A 20,827-nucleotide genomic window follows, 5' to 3' on the forward strand; every position below is an offset into this window, starting at 1 on the left:
ATGAGCCCACTGCAAAAAATTCTGATCGTCGACGATGAACCGGATATCCGCGAACTCCTGGAAATCACCCTGGGCAGGATGAAGCTCGACACCTTCAGTGCCCGCGACCTTGGCGAAGCCCAGGCCTTGCTGGCGCGGGAAACCTTCGACCTGTGCCTGACCGACATGCGCCTGCCGGACGGCACGGGGCTGGAGCTGGTGCAATACATCCAGCAACGTTATCCACAGCTGCCAGTGGCCATGATCACGGCGTATGGCAGCCTGGAAACGGCCATCAACGCGCTCAAGGCCGGTGCTTTCGACTTCCTGACCAAGCCGGTCGACCTGACCCGTCTGCGTGAGCTGGTCACCACCGCGCTGCGCCTGTCACCCGTGGGTGGCACCGCGATTTCAATCGAACGCCGGTTGCTGGGTGAGTCCCTGCCCATGCGCAACCTGCGCAAACACATCGACAAACTGGCACGCAGCCAGGCCCCGGTGTACATCAGCGGTGAATCCGGCAGTGGCAAGGAACTGGTCGCTCGACTGATCCACGAACAAGGCCCGCGCGCCAACCAGCCATTCGTTCCGGTGAACTGCGGGGCGATTCCGTCCGAGTTGATGGAAAGCGAGTTTTTCGGGCATCGCAAAGGCAGCTTCAGTGGCGCCATCGACGACAAACCCGGACTGTTCCAGGCCGCCAATGGCGGCACCCTGTTTCTCGACGAAGTGGCTGACTTGCCGTTAGCCATGCAGGTCAAGCTGCTGCGGGCGATTCAGGAGAAAGCCGTGCGCAGCGTCGGCGGACAACAGGAAACCGTGGTGGATGTGCGAATTCTCTGCGCCACCCACAAGGACCTCGACGCCGAAGTTGCCGCTGAACGCTTTCGCCAGGACCTGTATTACCGCCTCAACGTGATCGAATTGCGGGTGCCAGCGCTGCGCGAACGTCGTGACGACATCGAATCCCTGGCGAGCCATATGCTCAAGCGGCTGGCCAGCAACAGCGGCGAGCCAGCGGTGAAACTCCACCCCCACGCGCTGGAAGCCTTGAAGAACTATCGCTTTCCGGGCAACGTCAGGGAACTGGAGAATGTTCTTGAGCGCGCTTATACCTTATGCGAAAACCAGCAGATTGAGTCCAGCGACCTTCGGCTCATGGAGGGCAATTGCACAGCGGATGGAGACTTACCGGACCTGACGCAGATCGACAATCTGGAAGATTACCTGGAAAACGTGGAACGCAAACTCATCCTCCAGGCGCTGGAGGAAACCCGCTGGAACCGCACGGCAGCGGCTCAGCGGCTGAATCTGTCATTCCGCTCGATGCGCTACAGGCTCAAGAAATTGGGGCTGGATTAAAGCAGGAAGATCGCACTCCCCGTAGGAGCTGCCGCAGGCTGCGATCTTTTGATCGTCTGTCAGAGCCGCCCGGTTGGCGCATAGGGCGCCGGATCAATGATCGGCTCGCGCCCCAGCATCACATCCGCAAACAACTGACACGACGCCGGCGCCAGTACCAGGCCGTTGCGATAATGTCCGCAATTGAGCCACAGCCCCTCGAACCCGGGCACCTGGCCAATGTACGGAATACCCTCCGGTGAACCCGGACGCAATCCAGCCCAATGCCCGACGACTTCAGCGTCCGCCAATGCCGGAATCAACTCCACCGCTGAAGCTTTCAGGCTCTGCAGCGCGGTCTCGGTCGGCGTCTTGTCGAAGCCCTCGTGCTCCAGGGTACTGCCGATCAGAATATGCCCATCGCGGCGAGGAATCGCGTATCGCCCTTTGGCCAGCACCATGCTCGGCAAAAAATCGGCAGCGCATTTGTACAAAATCATCTGGCCTTTCACCGGCTCCACCGGCAGCTCAAGCCCGAGGGTCTTGAGCAGATCCCCGCTCCACGCCCCCGCAGTCAGTACCACCTGGTCAGCCGCAATCGCGCCCGCCGAAGTCCGCACGCCCACCACCTGCTCGCCTTCACGAATGAACTCGCGCACCTCGCACTGCTCATGAACAGTCACATTCGGCAATGCCAGCAACGCAGCCTTGAGGGACTTCACCAGCCGCGGATTGCGCACGTTGGCGACATCAGCCATGTAGATCGCCCGGGAAAACCCCGGCCCGAGCACAGGCACGGCATCATGCACCGCCGAGAGGTCCACCGCCCGCAGCGGCCGGTGTTCGCGTAGCGCCCAGGCCAGCGCTTCGGCTTCATCGTCCAGGTCCAGCCAGTACAGGCCGGTGGTGTGCACTTCGGGGTCCACACCAGTGGCCGCGAACAGGCGCGCGCCAAGTTGTGGATAAAAATCCTGTGACCAGTGCGCCAGCGCGGTAACCGCCGGGCTATAACGCCACGGGTACAGCGGCGAAACGATACCGCCACCGGCCCAGGACGATTCCTGGCCGACATTTGATCGATCCAGCAGTACAACGCTTTGTACTTCAGAGGCGAGATTGAATGCCGTCAGCAGGCCAATCACTCCGCCGCCGACGATCACCACGTGCTGTTGCCTGGTCATGTTCTGATCCAACCATTAGATAGACAGGGGCACAAAACGCACCCGAAAAAAACTCAGCGCCCCCAGCAATCCTTGGTGGTCAGCCCGGCTGCGGCATTTTCCATGCCTCTGGCGCCGGTGTTGGTAATCGTGAAATCCCCACACTTGTCAGTGGCCATCGCCGAACCGACTTTCCGGGTGGCCGTCAGTTTGAAAGTCTGATCGGCCAGGGTGGGCACGATGGTGTAGTAGTCGTTGCCCGCGCTCAAGGTCGCGCCGGTGTACACACTGGTTTTCGAGTTGGAATAGAACCGCTCGAGTATCTGCGCCTGCTCGGAGAGCAAACCTGCCACTTCAGCCCGGCGGCCCTTTTTTACATATTCGGTCAGGCTCGGATAGCCAATGGTGATGACGATACCGATGATCGCAATCACGATCATGATCTCGATCAGGGTAAAACCGCGGTTCGATCTACGCATGCCTGCACTCTCGCTTACTGAATTTGTCGCCACATGATGCGCCGGCTACCTCCGCCGGCCTTTTCAACCAACGAGGTTGGCGTTCCGCTGGAGTCGTTGACGATCTTGCGGGCGCCCCCGTTGACGATAGCGTTGAGCACCGGTATTCCGCCCGTGAACACCACGCCGCTGGAAATCGCGTCCGTGCCGTCCACCAGCCCGTCACCGTTGGTGTCGAGCACAGCATAATTGAGCATCTTACCGTTGAACGCATCCAGTTCGACCAGTTTGCCGGTACCAAAACTGGCGCAGGGGTCGGCGGTGTCGACGCTGGCGGTGGTGAAAACAATCCGCCCCAACACCAGTGCCGCCTGGTTGATCACCCGCTCACCGGTCAGCGCGCTGTTGTAGACCAGTGGCAGGTACCAGCCCTTCTCTGCCGGGTAGGTCACTTCGTTCTGGCTGGTGGTGATGAATTGTCCGGCGCTGCCCGAGAACACACTCTGCACCGATTGCTGTTGCAGATTGGCCGGGGTGAACTGCCCGGAACCACCGTCGGCGTCCCACACGGCATAAAAAGCCTGCAGATCCTTGTTGGTCTTGTCTGCGGTCTCATTGAACTTGCCCGTGCCGAAAAATACCACTTTGCCGCCCAGGGCGTTGTCGGCCAGCAAGGGTTGCGCAGTGATGGGCTGCAACGTGCCGGCGGCGGTGGTAGCGGTAAACAAAGGCTTGCCGGCAAACGCCACGTTCCACGCATCGCTGCTGGTACTGCTCAGGTCAAACTTCCACAGCCGCCCCTTGAGGTCACCGCCATAAGCGGCCTGTACCACATTCTGCGAGTTGACCTTGAGCTTCACCGAGGACAGCCCGTTGTCGTTTCCGGCGCTGTCGGCCACGATTTTCCTGATCAGCGAGCCGTTGCTGAGGTCGATGACGTACAACGCCGCTACCCCTGAGTTGCTCCCGTAACCGTTGGAGATAAACGCCGCCCAGCGGCCATCGTCCAGGCGCGCCACTTCAGGACGAGCGTAGGCATAACCCAGGTCATTAAACGCATTCGCAGGAGTCGGCGTGGCCGGTGCACTGATTTCCCAGGCCGCCTTGGTCACGTTGCCCGCCGTAGCGTCGAACAGCTGCAGCCCGTAAAACGTCCTGCCGCCCGCCCCGGTTCCGCCCACGGCCATGGTTTTCCAGCCCGAGCCGATTTTGGCGTCGAACACGCCGACCTGGCCATCCACTAAAAACTTGTGGCTGGTGCCGTTGATGTAGGTGGGATCGGCGATGTAACGCAGCGACGGCAGGACGCTGGAAGGCATGTAGGCGTAACGCCGGCTGCCATTGCTGGCGTTACTCGTGGGGCTGGCGTTGATGACGCTGACAAAACCGTCGTTGCCGTTAACCACCAGGCTGGCAGTCATATTGGCAGCCTTGTTGGCCAGGTAGGTGCTGTAGCTGCTATCACCGGCCAGGTCGGAAGCCGTTTTCTCCGTGGGCGAGGCCAGCACCAGGGGCGAGTTGATGATGTCGCCGAGCAAAGCGCTGCGCACCTTCAACCCGGCCTTGTTGATGCCTTTGCTCCACTCCACCAGATCGGTGCCCTTGATGGTGGTGGGCAGCCCCTGGTTCAGGACCGCCTGCTGCGCCGTCGAGAAGTTGTTGAACGCCAGGGTCACCGGCACATTGTCCTGGGTATTCCAGGACTGGTAAGTCGGTGCAGTCGCGCCGGGAACTATGGTCTTGTCCGTGCTCCACAGCAACGAGCCAGTATCCACCGCACCGGTGGCAGTGAAGCCAAAGGATTTGATAGTGCCGCGCCAGTCCTTGGGGTCGTAGCTGGTCTGGTAGTACGAAGAGCCGATCCCGACCACAGCGCTGCTGGTGGTGCCGCTGCCACCCGAACCGGCCTTGGAGGTGATTTCGCTCAAGGCCGACGACAGCGCAGTGGTCAGGTCGGTGCTATCGGTGGCGAGGTAGTACTTGCCCTGGCCGTACCTTGCCGCGTCTTCCAGCATCTGGTTGGCAATGGTGAACCCTACGGCGTAGGTGTTCATGTTCTGCCTGGGAAAATCTGCCGAATCCCAGGCTTTTTTCGCCAGATCAACCCCGGTGGAACGCATGTCGATATCAAAGGCGAACTTGGCGATGTCATCCAGAAACAGCGAATCACCCTCGTCGTCACCACCCAGCGGATTGTCACCATCATTGTTGATGCCGTCCCAGTTGGGCAGTCTTGGGCCGCCCTTGGCCGTGGCTTGGGGGTCGTCGGTGGGAAAGGTTCGGTCGAAGGTTGGCAAACCATCGGTGATCACCACACCGTAGTTTTTCTGGCACCGGTACTGGATCGGGCTGGTATAGGTCCTGGAGCCGTTGTAGTACGAACCCAGGCCGCGCATGTAGCGGGTGACTTCGTAGTAGGTTTCCGCCAATGGCGTGTTGGCGACAGCCCGCAAGGCGTCGATGGAATCGGTCAGCGCGTTGAATTTGGCATCCGTGGTCAGATCGTCGATGGGGACGGCGATGTAGCCGCCGTTACCCCGGTTGTTGCTGGTTACGGCGTTGAACGTCGCGAGGCCGATGCGTAGCGTGCGGTTGGCGGTAACCAGCGAAGTCGATACGCTGCGCGCCACGCTGATCCGTGATTCGATGGGAATGGGCGAGCTGGACGTGGAAAAATCCGTTCTCTGGCCGTTGGCCAGGCCTACAACGTAGGCGATGTAATTCGCCGAGTAGCGGGTATCGCCGTTGCCTGCGGGGTCTGGCAGTTTGATGCACAGTGGTGAAACGCTGTTGTTGTAAAACGAGGAGTAGCCGTTCGAACAGCCTGACGTGGATAGGCTCGACAGGAATATCGAATCCCCGGTGATGGCCGTCGAGGCGTAACACACCCCCAGGAACGTGTTGCACTCACGGGCCGGTGTGCGATTGATGTTCGGATCGAAAGCGGCGGCATAGATGATGTTGTTCATGCTCCCCGAGTTATCGATCAGCAACATCACGTTCGGCGCCACCGCGGCCGCACTCAGCAGGGGCGAGTCGGACGGGGTGAAGGCATAGGCCGGAGCCGCCAGGTAAAAACTCACCAGCATGCCGCAGAGTATCTGCCACCAGCCGGCGCGCCGCTCAGTACTTCGCATAGATGCTCTCCACCACACTGCGGATGTTGTCACCGACCACGGCCACGGCCGTGACGCGGTAAAGCGTTGCCGAGGTATTGCTCGGCACATTCACCGCATTCACTGTGGTTCCGATGTTCTGTACTCCGTAGAAGCCACTGCCGGCGGCGATCCAGGTCACTCCTGACGTCGTATTGAACCCGGCGCCAGTCATCAAGGTGGACTCTGCGGGCGGCGCACACTGGATGGTCCCACTGCACACGGCCAAGGTATAGGTGGACAGTTGCACCGCATTTTCGCCCATGCGTAATGCCGCTTCTGCATTCTGGAACGACTGATTGCGCAACGACACGCTGGTGGCCATTTTTTCCTGCAGGGTGGCGCTCTGCATCGAGGAAAGACCAATCAGCGTCAGCAGTAGCAGAAATACCAGGCTGACCAACAGCGCCATACCGCGCTGGGAGCGAGGAACCGCATCGGGAATACTCATCGGCCCCTCTCTCATTGCAGGCGATTGCGCAAGGCGGCAACCACGTTGAAGGTTTGATCACGTACCCTTTTTTCAGGGTCGGTAAGGGTCAACGTCAGGCGCACGCTGCGAATACGCGCCGGGTCAGAGGGGTTACTGCTGTAGCTGGAAGCGGCCACTTCGCTGGCAGAGCTGGCGAGGCCGAAGCTGACGTCGAAGGCACTGACATTGTCCACCAGTACGAATTGGGTGGGCGTACCACCATGTACGCCCATCGTCAGCTGTCCGTTTTTCAGGCTGTAGACAAGTCGCCGGATCGGAAACGCCAACTGCCCCGCTACCGGGGCCTTCGCCTGACTGTAGGCCGTGGCGCTGTTTCGACAATCGGAAATCACTGTCCAGGTGGGCGCTCCACCATTTACGCCGACATCGCCAGTCACCAGCGTGAGCTTGAGGTTGGTGCTGTCCCAGCTGATGGGCGTGATCTGGCTGGCACTGAAGTCGCTCGAAGAACTGGAATCCGTGATGATCCCGAGGCAACCGAACATGCCGACCATGCGAATTTCCTGAATCATTTTGCCCAGCACGAACCGGGCGTCTTCCTGCATGTTGGAGGCGTTGTTCTGACTGACGTAAGTGTTCTTGGCGGCGATAAAAATCTGCGCCACGCCCAGGACAACCACCAGGCTCAACGCGAGGGCGATCAATAGCTCGATCAGGCCAAAACCTTTTTGAGCGCGATTCATGGCGTTGATACCGGGTCGACGGTGGCGCGACTGGTTAATACAAAACTGCGGCGAGTGTTGGTATTGGCGGCGCGTGAGTCATCCCAGGTGATCGTGATGGTGTACACCCGTTGGCTCAAGGCAATGGTACCCGTGGCAGTGGCACCCAAGGCGCTGGCGATGTTGCCGGTGAAGTCGAAAAGGTCCTGATCCCGGGCCACGCTCAGGTTGCCCGAGGTCGGGGGCGTGATCGTATAATCGGCGCCGGAGTTGGCGCGAATGCGGTCCATCATGTCGTAGGCAATGAAGCTCGCCTGGCTGGTCATCCGCGAACTGTCGGTGTACTTCAGGGCATTGAGCTGAATCGCCGCTGCGCCCAATAGCCCCACGGTCAGAATCAACACTGCAACCAGCACCTCGATCAGCGTCATGCCCTCCTGGGCACGCTTGCTCCCTTGCCTCATCCGCAGTTTCCACCCAATAGAATACGTCCGTTCAAACACACATTCAGCGTTCGGCTCTGTGCCCCCAGCACATAAGTGATCGCCACTGCAGTAGCAGGTGCCGCCAGCCCGCCCAGGTTATTGAAACTGATGGCGGTCACTCCTGAGGTTAGCGCCAGACTCGCCCCGCTGCTCATTGCAGGAACAACCCGCAATACATTGGCTGGCGAGCTGGAAATGTCGGAAACCGTCAATTCGCCGGTCCATGCGCCGCCTTTCGGAAGAACCTGAGTGGTAATGCCTCGGTCAATCGCCTCCAGCCTCGCGTAACTCAGGGCCCGTCGCAGGTCCCCAACCTCGGTGTCGGCCTTGGTACGTTGCACTGAACTGGTAAACGCCGGAACGGCCATGGTGATCAGGATCAGAAAAATGGCCAGTGCAACCAGCAACTCGATCAGCGTGAAACCTTTTGTACCACGATCCATCAGTGCCCTCCGTTGCCGTCGGCTATACCTGCTGCTACACGCTAGAACATTCAGCCGCAAGATGTTCGGTTGTTTTGCCTTCACTCGCGCAGGGAATGCGCATGATCACACTCCAGGGACGCAATGACATGCATCAGCGAGGCTTCAGCCTGGTCGAATTGCTTATGGGACTGACGATCGCCGGGATTGTTCTGGCGTTGGTCACCCCGGTGTACGCGACGCTCACCGAGTCAATTTATCGCGAAGAGGCGGCGAAGTCGCTGGTCGGTGGCTTGCGCAGCGCGCGAAGCGAGGCAATCACCCGCAGCCAGACCATCATGATCCACGGTATTAACGGCGATTGGAGCCAGGGATGGCGAATCATTGTCGATGCCAGCAGCCAGGGCTATGAAGACAGCAGCAATCCACTGCTGGTCGAACGTCAGGGTAGCGCAGGTACAAAGGTGGTCGGCAACAAGAATCTCAAAAGCGCGATACGGTTCAGCCATCTTGGCGAACCGCTGCAAGGCGGCTTTCAAGCGGGGACGTTGCATGTGTGCGCGTCACGCGAGCCGGTCAGCCAGTATCAGGTGGTACTGGCCTCAACCGGTCGAGTCAGCCTTCGCAGCAACAAGCTGCAACAGGCCCTCTGCGTCGGCGCAGAAGATTCAGAGCAGGGAGCGGACGCGTAATTCCTTGGGCATGGAGAACGTCACATTCTCCTCACGACCTGCCAATTCGTCGGCACCGGTAGCGCCCCACGCCTCCAACTGCTGGATCACACCGCGCACCAGCACTTCCGGTGCCGAAGCGCCTGCGGTGATGCCTATCCGCTGAACGCCGTCGAACCAGCTTTTTTGCAGGTCCTCGGCGCCGTCGATCAGATAGGCCGGAGTGGCCATGCGTTCAGCCAGTTCACGCAAGCGATTGGAGTTGGAGCTGTTCGGGCTGCCCACGACCAACACCACGTCGCACTCATCGGCCAGTTGTTTGACCGCATCCTGGCGGTTTTGCGTCGCGTAGCAGATATCGTCCTTGCGCGGACCACCGATCGCCGGGAAACGCGCTCGCAGGGCATCGATGACCCGGCTGGTATCGTCCATGGACAAGGTGGTCTGGGTCACGAATGCAAGCTTCCCGGGATCACGCACCTGCAAGTTCGCGACGTCTTCTTCGTCTTCGACCAGGTAGATCGCGCCCCCATTCGTGCCGTCATACTGGCCCATGGTGCCTTCGACTTCCGGGTGCCCGGCGTGGCCAATCAGAATGCACTCACGACCGTCGCGGCTATAACGCGCCACTTCGATGTGAACCTTGGTCACCAGCGGACAAGTGGCATCGAACACTTTCAGGCCACGGCCGGCGGCTTCGGTACGCACAGCCTGGGATACGCCGTGGGCACTGAAGATCACGATGACGTCGTCGGGCACCTGTTCGAGTTCCTCGACGAAGATGGCTCCGCGGGCGCGCAGGTCTTCGACCACGAATTTGTTGTGGACAACTTCGTGGCGCACGTAGATCGGTGGCCCGAAGACTTCCAGGGCGCGATTGACGATTTCAATCGCACGGTCCACACCGGCGCAGAAGCCACGGGGGTTGGCGAGTTTGATTTGCATGCTGTGCCTCGTGTCTTGCCCTGTAGGAGCGAGCTTGCTCGCGAAAAACGAGCAGGCACCGCGTACATCCAGGATGTAAGCGTTATCGTTGACGACCATCGCGAGCAAGCTCGCTCCTACAGAAAGCCGATTTGTTAGTTACAGCGATACGACGCTGATGATCTCGACGTCAAAGGTCAAGGTCTTGCCCGACAGCGGGTGATTGAAGTCGATGGTCACCTGCTCGTCATTGAACTCTTTTACCACGCCTGGCAGTTCGGTATTGGCCGCATCGTTGAAGATCACCAGCAAACCTGGCGACAGGTCCATGTCCTGGAACTGCGAGCGCGGGATGACCTGCACATTCTGCGGGTTTGGCTGGCCAAACGCGTTTTCCGGTGCAATCGCCAGCGTGCGCTTGTCACCGGCCTTGAAGCCGAACAGCGCCGCTTCAAAACCCGGCAACAAATTGCCATCGCCCACCTTGAAGGTCGCCGGGGCTTTGTCGAAGGTGCTGTCGACGGTGTCGCCGTTCTCCAGGCGCAGGGCGAAGTGCAAAGTGACTTCGGTGTTCTGGCGGATGCGTTGCTCAGCCAATACGTGCTCAGTCATGAACGGCTTCTCCGGTCTTTTTACTTTTGAACATATCCAGCGCCAGCATCACGGCACCGACAGTGATGGCACTGTCGGCGAAATTGAATGCAGGGAAGTACCAGCGGTTCTGCCAGTGCACCAGGATGAAATCGATCACATGGCCATAAGCAATGCGGTCATACAAATTGCCCAACGCGCCACCCAGCACCAGTGCCAGGGCGACTGCCAGCCAGGTCTCGTTGCGTCCCAGACGCTTGAGCCACACGACCAGCACTGCACTGACCACGATAGCGATCAGGGCAAACAACCAGCGCTGCCAGCCGGAGCTATCAGCCAGGAAGCTGAACGCCGCGCCAGTGTTGTAGGCCAGGGTCCAGCTGAAGTAATCAGGGATCACCACGATTTGCTGGTACATGCTCAGGGAGCCTTCGAAGTAGAACTTGCTGGCCTGGTCAATCACCAGGACCAGCAAGCTCAACCACAGCCAGCCCAGCCGTCCGAAACGGCCAACGGCGTTAGGCATAGTGACGAACCTCGCCAGCGCCGCTGATGTTATCAACGCAACGGCCACAGATTTCCGGATGCTCCGGGTTCACGCCGACGTCTTCGCGGCAGTGCCAGCAACGGGCGCACTTGGCGAAGGCGGACTTGACGATCTTCAGTTTCAGGCCACTGACTTCGGTGACTACCGCGTCCGCCGGGGCCTGGACAAAAGGCGCCACGCTGGCGGTCGAGGTGATCAGGACGAAGCGCAGTTCGTTGCTCAGTTGGGCCAGGTCTGCGCTCAGCGCGTCTTCGGCAAACAGGGTCACTTCGGCCTGCAGGTTGCCACCGACGGCCTTGGCCGCACGCTGGATTTCCATTTCCTTGTTCACCGCCACCTTCACCGCCATGATCCGCTCCCAGTAGGCGCGACCCAGTTCGACGTTGTCCGGCAGCTCGGTCAGGCCTTCGTACCAGGTGTTGAGCATCACCGATTCGTTGCGCTCGCCCGGCAGGTATTCCCACAGTTCGTCGGCGGTGAACGCGAGGATCGGCGCGATCCAGCGCACCAGCGCTTCGGAGATATGGTACAGCGCGGTTTGCGCCGAACGACGGGCCTTGCTGTTGGCGCCAGTGGTGTACTGGCGGTCCTTGATGATGTCGAGGTAAAAACCGCCCAGCTCCTGCACGCAGAAGTTGTGGATCTTGGAGTAGACGTTCCAGAAACGGTATTCGCCGTAATGCTCTTGCAGCTCGCGTTGCAGCAGCAAGGTACGGTCCACGGCCCAACGGTCCAGCGCCAGCATGTCTTCGGCCGGGAGGATGTCGGTGGCCGGGTTGAAACCGGTCAGGTTGGAAAGCAGGAAGCGCGCGGTGTTACGGATGCGCCGGTAGGCGTCCGCACTGCGTTGCAGGATCTGCTCGGAAACCGCCATTTCACCCGAGTAATCGGTGGAAGCCACCCACAGGCGCATGATGTCGGCGCCCAGGGTGTCGTTGACCTTTTGCGGCGCGATCACGTTGCCCAGGGATTTGGACATCTTGCGACCGGACTCGTCGACGGTGAAGCCATGGGTCAGCAGCTCGCGGTACGGCGCGTGATTGTCGATGGCGCAACCGGTCAGCAGCGACGAGTGGAACCAGCCACGGTGTTGGTCCGAGCCTTCCAGGTACAGGTCGGCACGCGGGCCGCTCTCGTGGCCCATCGGGTGCGAACCGCGCAGGACGTGCCAGTGCGTGGTGCCCGAATCGAACCAGACGTCGAGGGTGTCGCTGATCTTGTCGTACTGCGGCGCTTCATCACCGAGCAACTCGGCAGCGTCCATCTTGAACCAGGCTTCGATACCTTCGACTTCGACGCGCTTGGCTACTTCTTCCATCAGCTCGGCAGTCCGTGGGTGCAGCTCGCCGCTTTCCTTGTTCAGGAAGAACGGGATCGGCACGCCCCAGTTGCGCTGGCGGGAGATGCACCAGTCCGGACGGTTGGCGATCATCGAGTGAAGGCGCGCCTGGCCCCAGGCCGGAACGAACTTTGTTTCCTCGATGGCCTTGATTGCCCGCTTGCGCAGGGTGTCGCCGGTCACTGGCTCTTTGTCCATGCCGATGAACCACTGCGCGGTAGCGCGGTAGATCAGCGGGGTCTTGTGCCGCCAGCAGTGCATGTAGCTGTGTTCGATGATGGTGGTGTGCAGCAGCGCACCGACTTCGGTCAGTTTGTCGACGATTGCCGGATTGGCCTTCCAGATGAACTGGCCGCCGAAGAATTCCAGCGCCGGAACGTACACGCCGTTGCTCTGAACCGGGTTGAGGATGTCGTCGTTGACCATGCCGTATTTCTTGCAGGTCACGAAGTCGTCCACGCCGTAGGCCGGGGCGGAGTGAACCACGCCGGTGCCAGCGCCCAGTTCCACGTACTCGGCCAGGTAAACGGGCGACAGACGATCGTAGAACGGGTGACGGAAGTTGATCAGTTCCAGTTCTTTACCGGTGGTGGTCGCAATGACCGAACCTTCCAGGCTGTAGCGGGCCAGGCACGACTCGACCAGCTCTTCAGCCAGCACCAGCAGCTTGTCGCCGACGTCGACCAGGGCGTAGTTGAATTCCGGGTGAACGTTAAGCGCCTGGTTGGCCGGGATGGTCCAAGGGGTGGTGGTCCAGATCACGATCGAAGCCGGCTTGCCCAACGATGGCAGACCGAAAGCGGCAGCCAACCTGGCTTCATCGGCAATCGGGAACGCCACATCGATGGTCGACGACTTTTTGTTCTCGTACTCGACTTCCGCTTCGGCCAGGGCCGAACCACAGTCGAAGCACCAGTTCACAGGCTTCAAGCCCTTGAACACGAAGCCGCCCTTGACGATTTCAGCGAGGGCGCGGATTTCACCGGCCTCGTTCTTGAAATCCATGGTCTTGTACGGGTTGGCGAAGTCGCCCAGCACGCCCAGACGGATGAATTCGGACTTCTGGCCTTCGATCTGCTCGGTGGCGTAGGCACGGCACAGTTCGCGGGTCTTGTCCGCGCCCAGGTTCTTGCCGTGGGTCACTTCGACTTTGTGCTCGATCGGCAGGCCATGGCAGTCCCAGCCCGGAACGTATGGCGCGTCGAAGCCCGACAGGGTCTTCGAGCGGATGATCATGTCCTTGAGAATCTTGTTCAGCGCATGACCGATGTGAATCGTGCCGTTGGCGTACGGAGGACCGTCGTGAAGCACGAACTTCGGACGATCCTTGCCAATCTCGCGCAACTTACCGTACAGGCCAATGCTGTCCCAGCGCTGCAGAATTTGCGGTTCGCGCTGAGGCAGGCCGGCCTTCATTGGGAAGGCGGTGTCCGGAAGGTTTAGCGTGGCTTTATAGTCGGTCATTTAAGGCTCTTCATTAGCGATTGGCGCTAGGTGCGACAGGGCACGGGCGGCGGCAACATCCGCATTGATTGCCGTCTTAAGCGCCTCCAGAGAGGCGAAACGCTGCTCTTCACGCAGCTTGTGGTGGAAGACCACCGTCAAACGCCGGTCATACAGATCGCCGGCAAAATCTAAAAGATGAACCTCGAGATGGGCTTTGCCATCCCCCTGGACCGTGGGGCGCACACCGATATTGGCGACGCCGGGCCAGGTTTTGCCGTCGATATCGACATTGACCAGGTACACCCCGGTCAATGGAACACGACGACGCTTGAGCTGAATGTTGGCCGTGGGCGTACCCAGTTGGCGCGCCAGCTTCTGGCCGTGCAAGACCCGCCCGGCGATACGGAACGGCCGGCCGAGCAGCCGTTCAGCCAGGGCGAAATCGGCGGCGGCCAGCGCATTGCGAACCTGGGTGCTGCTGACGCGAATACCTTCAAGCTCCACGGTTTGTGCCGCCTCGACGGTAAAACCGTGAACCAGCCCGGCTTGCTGCAGGAATTCGAAATCGCCGATGCGATCACAGCCAAACCGGAAATCATCGCCGACCTCCAGGTGCTGCACGCCAAGCCCGTCCACCAGGATGGTTTCGACGAACTCGCTGGCGCTGAGCTTGCTCAGCCGCTGGTTAAAGGCCAGGCACAGGACCCGGTCGACGCCTTCGTCGGCCAACAGCTGCAGTTTGTCCCGCAGCCGGGCCAGACGGGCCGGGGCCGTGTCCGGGGCGAAAAACTCCCTGGGCTGCGGCTCGAAAATCACCACGCAGCTGGGCACGCCCAACTCGAGCGCACGCTCACGCAGCCTCGCCAGGATTGCCTGGTGGCCACGGTGAACACCGTCAAAGTTGCCAATAGTGGCGACACAGCCCCGATGCTGGGGGCGCAGGTTGTGGAGGCCTCGAACCAGCTGCATAACGCGCTTCTTGCTCATAAAGTGGTCGATTATAACCACACCCGGCGGCCGACGACAGGCAACACCGTAACCAAAGTCATCAAGCCGACCAAAACACCGGCTCGCCCCTGTTCTTGCGTCCTCAGCTGAGCGCCCTGCGGTTGAAGTCGCGCAAACGGAAGCCCAGCACAAACAACATGCCGAAATAAGCGATCACACCGGCGGCGACCAACGCCCCCAGGCGCAGGAAGCGTTCCAGCATATGCCCCTGATCCCAGACCGGCATGAAATGCATGCCCGCCAGCAACACGGCGGACATGACCAGCACGGCCACTACCAGCTTCAGGGCGAACGCCCCCCAACCAGGTTGCGGCTGATACATCTGCTGCTTGCGCAGCTGGTAAAACAGCAGGCCGGCGTTGATGCAGGCGCCGGCGCTGATGGCCAGGGCCAGTCCGGCATGCGCCAACGGCCCGATCAGCACCAGGTTGAACAACTGCGTGATGATCAGGGTAAAAATCGCGATTTTCACCGGGGTACGGATGTTTTGTTGCGCATAAAAGCCCGGCGCCAGCACCTTGATCACAATAATGCCCATTAGACCGACGGAATAGGCGATCAGGGCGCGCTGGGTCATGGACGCATCAAACGCCGTGAACTGGCCATATTGGAACAACGACACGGTCAACGGCTCGGCGAGGATACCCAGCGCCAGGGAGCACGGCAGCACCAGCACGAAGCACAGGCGCAGGCCCCAATCGAGAATCCGCGAATACTCCTGGCGGTCCTTGCTGGCGTATGTCTTGGCCAGGGTTGGCAGCAAAATCGTGCCCAGCGCCACGCCCAGCACACCGGATGGCAACTCCATCAAGCGGTCGGCGTAATACATCCAGGACACCGAACCGGCCACCAGGAACGAGGCGAAGATGGTGTTGATGATCAGCGAGATCTGGCTCACCGACACCCCCAGGATTGCCGGCAACATCTGCTTCATCACCCGCCACACGCCGGTATCGCGCAGGCTCAGGCGCGGCAGCACGAGCATGCCGATCTTTTTCAGGTGCGGCAGCTGATACAGCAACTGCGCCAGGCCACCGACCAGCACTGCCCAGCCGAGCGCCATGACCGGCGGATCGAAGTACGGCGTGAGGAACACCGCAAAGATGATCATGCTGACATTGAGCAGCGTCGGTACGAAAGCCGGCACCGAGAAACGGTTGTAGGTATTGAGAATCGCGCCGGCCAGCGACGACAACGAGATGAGCAGAATATACGGGAACGTCACCCGCAAAAGGCTGGTGGTGAGCTCGAATTTTTCCGGGGTGTCGGTGAAACCGGGGGCCGTCGCCCAGATAACCCATGGCGCGGCGAGCATACCCAAGGCCGTAACCAGCGCCAGCACCAGGGTCAGCAGGCCCGAAACGTAGGCAATGAACGTGCGGGTCGCCTCCTCGCCCTTCTGGCTTTTGTATTCGGCAAGAATTGGCACGAAAGCCTGGGAAAACGCGCCCTCGGCGAAGATCCGGCGCAGCAGATTGGGCAGCTTGAACGCGATAAAGAAGGCATCAGTCGCCATTCCGGCGCCGAATGTGCGTGCGATAAGCGTGTCACGAACGAATCCCAGAACCCGGGAAACCATTGTGATAGAGCTGACGGCGGCCAACGATTTGAGCAGATTCATTGAAAGAGTTTGTGCCTGTCGATAAACAGCAGGCGAACAAAGCGCCTACTTATGCGATACTCCGCGCCGCAGCAGCACAGAGCCAAAGCTCGCGAGTTTACAGGTCAAGCGCCGGAAATAAATATCCCGCCTCTTTATACCTACCACTTAGCGGAACGTTTCAACCGCCCTTGACAAGACATCAACTCATCGGCATGATTCGCGGCCTATTTTGTTTGCTATTTCCTAAAAAGTCTTTCGAGGAGCTCGACGGTGGCCAACACACCTTCCGCCAAAAAACGTGCAAAACAGGCTGAGAAGCGTCGCAGCCACAACGCCAGCCTGCGTTCCATGGTTCGTACCTACATCAAGAATGTAGTTAAGGCCATCGACGCAAAAGACGCTGAAAAAGCTCAAGCTGCTTACGTTCTGGCCGTGCCAGTTATCGACCGTATGGCCGATAAAGGCATCATCCACAAGAACAAGGCAGCTCGTCATAAGAGCCGCCTGAACGGTCACGTCAAGGCTCTGAACCTTGCTGTTGCCGCTTAAGCGATAAGCTTGTTGAAAAACCGACCTCAGGGTCGGTTTTTTATTGCCTGCGATTTGATGGGAGCGAAAAAAAAACTGTAGGAGCGAGCTTGCTCGCGAAGGTCGTCAACTATTACGTGCGCCGCCTGAATGTACGCGGCGCACTCTGGTTTTCGCGAGCAAGCTCGCTCCTACTGGGCCCACGGCAGGATCGGGATAGCCGTCACCGCATTCTGCGGACTGCCTTCGATCAGGCGATCGCTGTAGACCAGATACACCAGGGTATTGCGCTTCTTGTCGAGGAAACGCACCACCTGCATGGTCTTGAATACCAGCGAGGTGCGCTCCTTGAACACCTCATCGCCATCCTTCAACTCACCCTTGAAGCTGATCGGCCCGACCTGGCGGCAGGCGATAGACGCCTCAGCGCGATCCTCCGCCAATCCCAGCCCACCCTTCACTCCGCCAGTCTTGGCGCGCGACAGGTAGCAAGTCACACCCTCAACCTTCGGATCATCAAACGCCTCGACGACGATGCGGTCGTTCGGGCCGACGATCTTGAACACCGTCGAAACTTGGCCAATCTCTTCGGCCGAGGCCAGCAGCGGCATCGCCAACAGCAGACCCAACAATCCTTTTGCCACACGCATTCGAATATTCCCTCAGACCAGAATCAGGTTATCGCGGTGAACCAGCTCCGGCTCCGCCATGTAACCCAACAGACCGACAATCGCCTCAGACGACTGACCAATGATTTTTTGTGCCTCCAGCGCGCTGTAGTTGGCCAGGCCGCGGGCGATCTCACGACCATCCGGCGCTACGCACACCACCATTTCGCCGCGCCGGAAACTGCCCTGCACCCGCTTGACACCCACCGGCAGCAAACTCTTGTTGCCCTGGGACAAAGCGGTCACCGCACCCGCGTCCAGCACCAGGGTGCCACGGGTTTGCAGATGCCCGGCGAGCCACTGCTTGCGCGCCGCCAGCATGCCGCGCTCAGGTGACAACAACGTGCCAATGCGCTCGCCCGCCTTCAGACGATCCAGCACGCGCTCGATACGCCCACCAACAATGATAGTGTGAGCACCAGAGCGCGCGGCCAGTCGTGCGGCACGCAACTTGGTTTGCATGCCGCCACGACCCAGGGCACCACCCGTGCCGCCAGCAACCGCATCCAGCGCCGGATCATCGGCCCGCGCCTCGTAGATAAGGTTGGCATCGGGGTTGTTGCGCGGATCAGCGTCGAACATACCGTCGCGATCAGTCAGGATCACCAGCAGATCAGCCTCGACCAGATTGGCCACCAGCGCCGCCAGGGTGTCGTTGTCGCCGAAACGGATTTCATCAGTGACCACGGTGTCGTTTTCATTGATCACCGGGATGACTTTCAGCTCGACCAATGCACGCAAGGTACTGCGGGCGTTGAGGTAGCGCTTGCGGTCGGACAGGTCGTCGTGGGTCAGGAGGATCTGCGCGGTGTGCCTGCCATGCTCGGCGAAGCTCGACTCCCACGCCTGTACCAGGCCCATCTGGCCGATGGCCGCCGCCGCCTGGAGTTCGTGCATGGCACTGGGTCGTACGCTCCAGCCCAGGCGACTCATCCCCGCTGCTACCGCCCCTGAGGACACCAGCACCAGCTCAACGCCAGCCTCATGCAAAGCCACCATCTGCTCGACCCAGACACCCATTGCCGCGCGATCCAGGCCCTTGCCATCCGCCGTCAGCAAAGCGCTGCCGATCTTCACGACCCAACGCTGCGCACCTGTCACCTTGCTCCGCATCATCTTCAACCTTAGCTTGAGGACAGCGCGACCTGGCACTGCCCGTGACGTTATTCGTGGTTATTCGTGACCAACAATCGATTTCCAGATACTAAAACGCCGCTCGATTGAGCGGCGTTCAAGTTTATAGCAACAGATCAGTCGCGCACGTAAATGATTTCCGGACCGTCTTCATCATCCACGTCTTCTTCGTCCCAATCATCGTCACCGATATCATGGACCGACTTCACGCCACTGCGACGCAGGGCACGCTGGTCATCCAGAGCCTGCAGCTGGGCACGGGCTTCGTCTTCGATGCGCTGATCGAGCTCGGCCAGCTCTTCCTTGTAGGCTGGATCATTGGCCAGACGATCTGCACGATCTTCCATGTAACGCATGATGTCATGGCAAAGGCGCTCGGTGCCCAGCTTGGAAATGGCGGAAATCACGTAAACCGGACCCGTCCACTCCAGGCGATCAACGATCTCCTTGACGCGCTCATCATGCTCTTCTTCAAGAATCTGGTCGCACTTGTTCAGCACCAGCCAGCGATCACGCTCCGCCAGGGACGGGCTGAATTTGGTCAGCTCGCTGACGATCACTTCAGCAGCATCCGGAGCACTGGCGTCATCCAGCGGCGCCATGTCCACGAGATGCAGCAGCAGACGGGTACGCGACAAGTGCTTGAGGAAGCGAATCCCCAGGCCAGCACCGTCGGAAGCACCTTCGATCAGACCGGGAATGTCCGCAACCACAAAACTTTTCCAGCGATCGACACTGACCACACCCAGGTTCGGTACCAGCGTGGTGAACGGGTAGTCGGCGACTTTCGGCTTGGCGGCCGAAACCGAGCGGATGAAAGTACTTTTGCCAGCATTCGGCAGACCCAGCAGGCCCACGTCAGCCAACACCTTCATCTCCAGCTTCAGGTCACGCGCCTCACCCGGCTTGCCCGGAGTGGTCTGGCGCGGAGCACGGTTGGTACTGGATTTGAAACGGGTGTTACCCAGACCGTGCCAGCCACCATGAGCCACCAGCAGTTTCTGGCCAGCCTTGGTCAGGTCGCCAATGACTTCCTGGGTCGCCGAATCGATAACCGTCGTGCCTACCGGAACGCGCAGAACCAGCTCTTCACCTTTCTTGCCGGTGCAGTCGGTGCTGCCACCGTTGGAGCCACGCTCAGCATCGAAGTGGCGGGTGTAGCGGTAGTCCACCAGGGTGTTGAGGTTTTCGTCGGCGACCATGTAGACCGAGCCGCCATCACCACCGTCACCGCCGTTAGGACCACCATTCTCAATGAATTTTTCGCGACGGAAGCTCATGCAACCGTTGCCGCCGTCACCGGCCTTTACTCGAATCGATACTTCATCAACAAACTTCATAACAAAACGCCTCTCGTCATGCGGACGAGCCGAAAAAATCCAGACATAAGACTCTTGCAAAAATGAGCGCAGCGACCTCAATCAACGACCGCAAATCCAGCGCTGGAGCTCATTACAAACAGCTTTGCAAGAGACTCACCCCACAAACGAAAAAGCCCCGTCGCGAGACAGGGCTTTTCCAGCGATCGCGCAATTAAGCGGCGACAACGCTCACGTAACGGCGGTTGAAAGCGCCCTTTACTTCAAACTTGATCACGCCTTCGATTTTCGCGAAGAGGGTGTGATCCTTACCCATGCCAACGCCATAACCGGCGTGGAATTGGGTGCCGCGCTGACGCACGATGATGTTGCCCGGAATGATTTTCTGGCCGCCATACATCTTCACGCCAAGGCGTTTGGCTTCTGAGTCGCGACCGTTACGGGTACTACCACCAGCTTTTTTGTGTGCCATGAGTCAATTCTCCTAGTGAGGAATTAGGCTGAAATTAAGCCTGAATACCGGTGATTTTGATCTCGGTGTACCACTGGCGGTGGCCCATACGCTTCATGTGGTGCTTACGACGACGGAACTTGATGATACGGACTTTATCGTGACGACCTTGGGAGATCACTTCAGCCACAACGGTAGCGCCAGCAACAACTGGAGCGCCGATATTCACGTCGTCGCCATTGGCAACCAACAGAACGCGATCAAAAGTAACGGATTCGCCGGTAGCGATTTCCAGTTTTTCGATCTTCAGGTATTCACCTGGAGCAACTTTGTACTGCTTGCCACCAGTAACGATTACTGCATAAGACATGGTATTTCTCCGATAATCCTGCTCACCCAGCTCTTTATAAGAAGAGGTATTGGCTGGCATGGCTGCATTGGGC

21 protein-coding genes are annotated in these 20,827 nt (G+C 59.6%); 3 read left to right on the plus strand and 18 right to left on the minus strand.

The features are described 5' to 3' along the window. Window positions 1-1,341: a sigma-54-dependent transcriptional regulator gene (locus AAEZ05_RS19930; protein ID WP_045059366.1), complete on the plus strand. Its 1,341-nt coding sequence runs from the start codon at window positions 1-3 to the stop codon at window positions 1,339-1,341. 59 nt (window positions 1,342-1,400) lie between these two features. Here the strand turns inward: AAEZ05_RS19930 and thiO are convergent, their stop codons facing one another. From thiO to AAEZ05_RS19965, 7 genes are read right to left on the minus strand one after another with little or no spacing between them, the layout of a single operon-like run. Then, the gene (thiO, locus tag AAEZ05_RS19935) at window positions 1,401-2,501 is read right to left on the minus strand and encodes a glycine oxidase ThiO (protein ID WP_350648528.1); all 1,101 of its coding nucleotides are present in this window, start codon (window positions 2,499-2,501) and stop codon (window positions 1,401-1,403) included. 53 nt (window positions 2,502-2,554) lie between these two features. Next, window positions 2,555-2,959 (minus strand): type IV pilin protein, encoded by a 405-nt coding sequence (locus AAEZ05_RS19940; protein ID WP_045059364.1) that lies wholly within the window; start codon window positions 2,957-2,959, stop codon window positions 2,555-2,557. Window positions 2,960-2,973: 14 nt separating this feature from the next. Next, on the minus strand, window positions 2,974-6,075 hold the full coding sequence (locus tag AAEZ05_RS19945; protein WP_350648530.1) for a pilus assembly protein: 3,102 nt from the start codon (window positions 6,073-6,075) through the stop codon (window positions 2,974-2,976). Next, window positions 6,062-6,544: a pilus assembly PilX family protein gene (locus tag AAEZ05_RS19950; protein ID WP_045059362.1), complete on the minus strand. Its 483-nt coding sequence runs from the start codon at window positions 6,542-6,544 to the stop codon at window positions 6,062-6,064. Before AAEZ05_RS19950 ends, AAEZ05_RS19945 begins: the two co-directional genes overlap by 14 nt. A gap of 11 nt (window positions 6,545-6,555) precedes the next feature. After that, entirely contained in the window at window positions 6,556-7,269 is a 714-nt protein-coding gene (locus AAEZ05_RS19955; protein WP_045059361.1) for a PilW family protein, read from the minus strand. Then, window positions 7,266-7,712: a type IV pilus modification protein PilV gene (gene pilV, locus AAEZ05_RS19960; RefSeq protein ID WP_045059360.1), complete on the minus strand. Its 447-nt coding sequence runs from the start codon at window positions 7,710-7,712 to the stop codon at window positions 7,266-7,268. The genes AAEZ05_RS19955 and pilV overlap by 4 nt, the downstream gene beginning before the upstream one ends. Next, a complete protein-coding gene (locus AAEZ05_RS19965; RefSeq protein ID WP_045059359.1) occupies window positions 7,709-8,176 on the minus strand; it encodes a GspH/FimT family pseudopilin in 468 nt (155 codons plus the stop codon). Before AAEZ05_RS19965 ends, pilV begins: the two co-directional genes overlap by 4 nt. A gap of 128 nt (window positions 8,177-8,304) precedes the next feature. On the opposite strand from AAEZ05_RS19965, the gene AAEZ05_RS19970 reads away from it, so the two are divergent. Beyond that, the gene (locus tag AAEZ05_RS19970) at window positions 8,305-8,847 is read left to right on the plus strand and encodes a GspH/FimT family pseudopilin (RefSeq protein WP_350648582.1); all 543 of its coding nucleotides are present in this window, start codon (window positions 8,305-8,307) and stop codon (window positions 8,845-8,847) included. Here AAEZ05_RS19970 and ispH read toward each other — a convergent pair. From ispH to murJ, 6 genes are all read right to left on the minus strand, one after another. Beyond that, complete coding sequence (gene ispH, locus AAEZ05_RS19975) at window positions 8,824-9,771, minus strand: 4-hydroxy-3-methylbut-2-enyl diphosphate reductase (protein WP_045059418.1); 948 nt, start codon at window positions 9,769-9,771, stop codon at window positions 8,824-8,826. The genes AAEZ05_RS19970 and ispH overlap by 24 nt on opposite strands. 138 nt (window positions 9,772-9,909) lie before the next feature. Next, window positions 9,910-10,362 (minus strand): FKBP-type peptidyl-prolyl cis-trans isomerase, encoded by a 453-nt coding sequence (gene fkpB / locus AAEZ05_RS19980; RefSeq protein ID WP_502947779.1) that lies wholly within the window; start codon window positions 10,360-10,362, stop codon window positions 9,910-9,912. Next, complete coding sequence (gene lspA / locus AAEZ05_RS19985; RefSeq protein ID WP_045059357.1) at window positions 10,355-10,867, minus strand: signal peptidase II; 513 nt, start codon at window positions 10,865-10,867, stop codon at window positions 10,355-10,357. The genes fkpB and lspA overlap by 8 nt, the downstream gene beginning before the upstream one ends. Then, window positions 10,860-13,691 (minus strand): isoleucine--tRNA ligase, encoded by a 2,832-nt coding sequence (gene ileS / locus AAEZ05_RS19990; protein ID WP_205893364.1) that lies wholly within the window; start codon window positions 13,689-13,691, stop codon window positions 10,860-10,862. The genes lspA and ileS overlap by 8 nt, the downstream gene beginning before the upstream one ends. Then, window positions 13,692-14,642, minus strand: coding sequence for a bifunctional riboflavin kinase/FAD synthetase (ribF, locus tag AAEZ05_RS19995; protein WP_205893363.1), 951 nt, complete (start codon window positions 14,640-14,642; stop codon window positions 13,692-13,694). A 121-nt stretch (window positions 14,643-14,763) separates the two neighbouring features. Next, a complete protein-coding gene (gene murJ, locus AAEZ05_RS20000) occupies window positions 14,764-16,302 on the minus strand; it encodes a murein biosynthesis integral membrane protein MurJ (RefSeq protein ID WP_045059354.1) in 1,539 nt (512 codons plus the stop codon). A gap of 252 nt (window positions 16,303-16,554) precedes the next feature. Here murJ and rpsT point away from each other — a divergent pair, with 252 nt between their 5' ends. After that, window positions 16,555-16,833, plus strand: coding sequence for a 30S ribosomal protein S20 (rpsT, locus tag AAEZ05_RS20005; protein ID WP_008154937.1), 279 nt, complete (start codon window positions 16,555-16,557; stop codon window positions 16,831-16,833). Between the two features lie 170 nt (window positions 16,834-17,003). Here rpsT and AAEZ05_RS20010 read toward each other — a convergent pair whose 3' ends face one another. The 5 genes from AAEZ05_RS20010 to rplU all read right to left on the minus strand — a co-directional run bounded on the left by AAEZ05_RS20010 (window position 17,004) and on the right by rplU (window position 20,754). Beyond that, window positions 17,004-17,462 carry a CreA family protein gene (locus tag AAEZ05_RS20010; protein ID WP_045059353.1) on the minus strand — a complete coding sequence of 153 codons (459 nt, stop codon included), beginning with the start codon at window positions 17,460-17,462 and terminating at the stop codon, window positions 17,004-17,006. 12 nt (window positions 17,463-17,474) lie between these two features. Continuing rightward, entirely contained in the window at window positions 17,475-18,593 is a 1,119-nt protein-coding gene (gene proB, locus AAEZ05_RS20015; RefSeq protein ID WP_350599504.1) for a glutamate 5-kinase, read from the minus strand. Window positions 18,594-18,730: 137 nt separating this feature from the next. Beyond that, complete coding sequence (gene cgtA / locus AAEZ05_RS20020; protein ID WP_045059351.1) at window positions 18,731-19,954, minus strand: Obg family GTPase CgtA; 1,224 nt, start codon at window positions 19,952-19,954, stop codon at window positions 18,731-18,733. Window positions 19,955-20,147: 193 nt separating this feature from the next. Next, on the minus strand, window positions 20,148-20,405 hold the full coding sequence (rpmA, locus tag AAEZ05_RS20025) for a 50S ribosomal protein L27 (RefSeq protein ID WP_003176049.1): 258 nt from the start codon (window positions 20,403-20,405) through the stop codon (window positions 20,148-20,150). Between the two features lie 34 nt (window positions 20,406-20,439). Next, complete coding sequence (gene rplU / locus AAEZ05_RS20030) at window positions 20,440-20,754, minus strand: 50S ribosomal protein L21 (RefSeq protein ID WP_003176051.1); 315 nt, start codon at window positions 20,752-20,754, stop codon at window positions 20,440-20,442. Between the last annotated feature and the right edge of the window lie 73 nt (window positions 20,755-20,827).

Origin of the sequence: Pseudomonas sp. HY13-MNA-CIBAN-0226, from assembly GCF_040310305.1 — a bacterium.
In the GTDB taxonomy this organism is placed as follows: Bacteria; Pseudomonadota; Gammaproteobacteria; order Pseudomonadales; family Pseudomonadaceae; genus Aquipseudomonas; species Aquipseudomonas gregormendelii.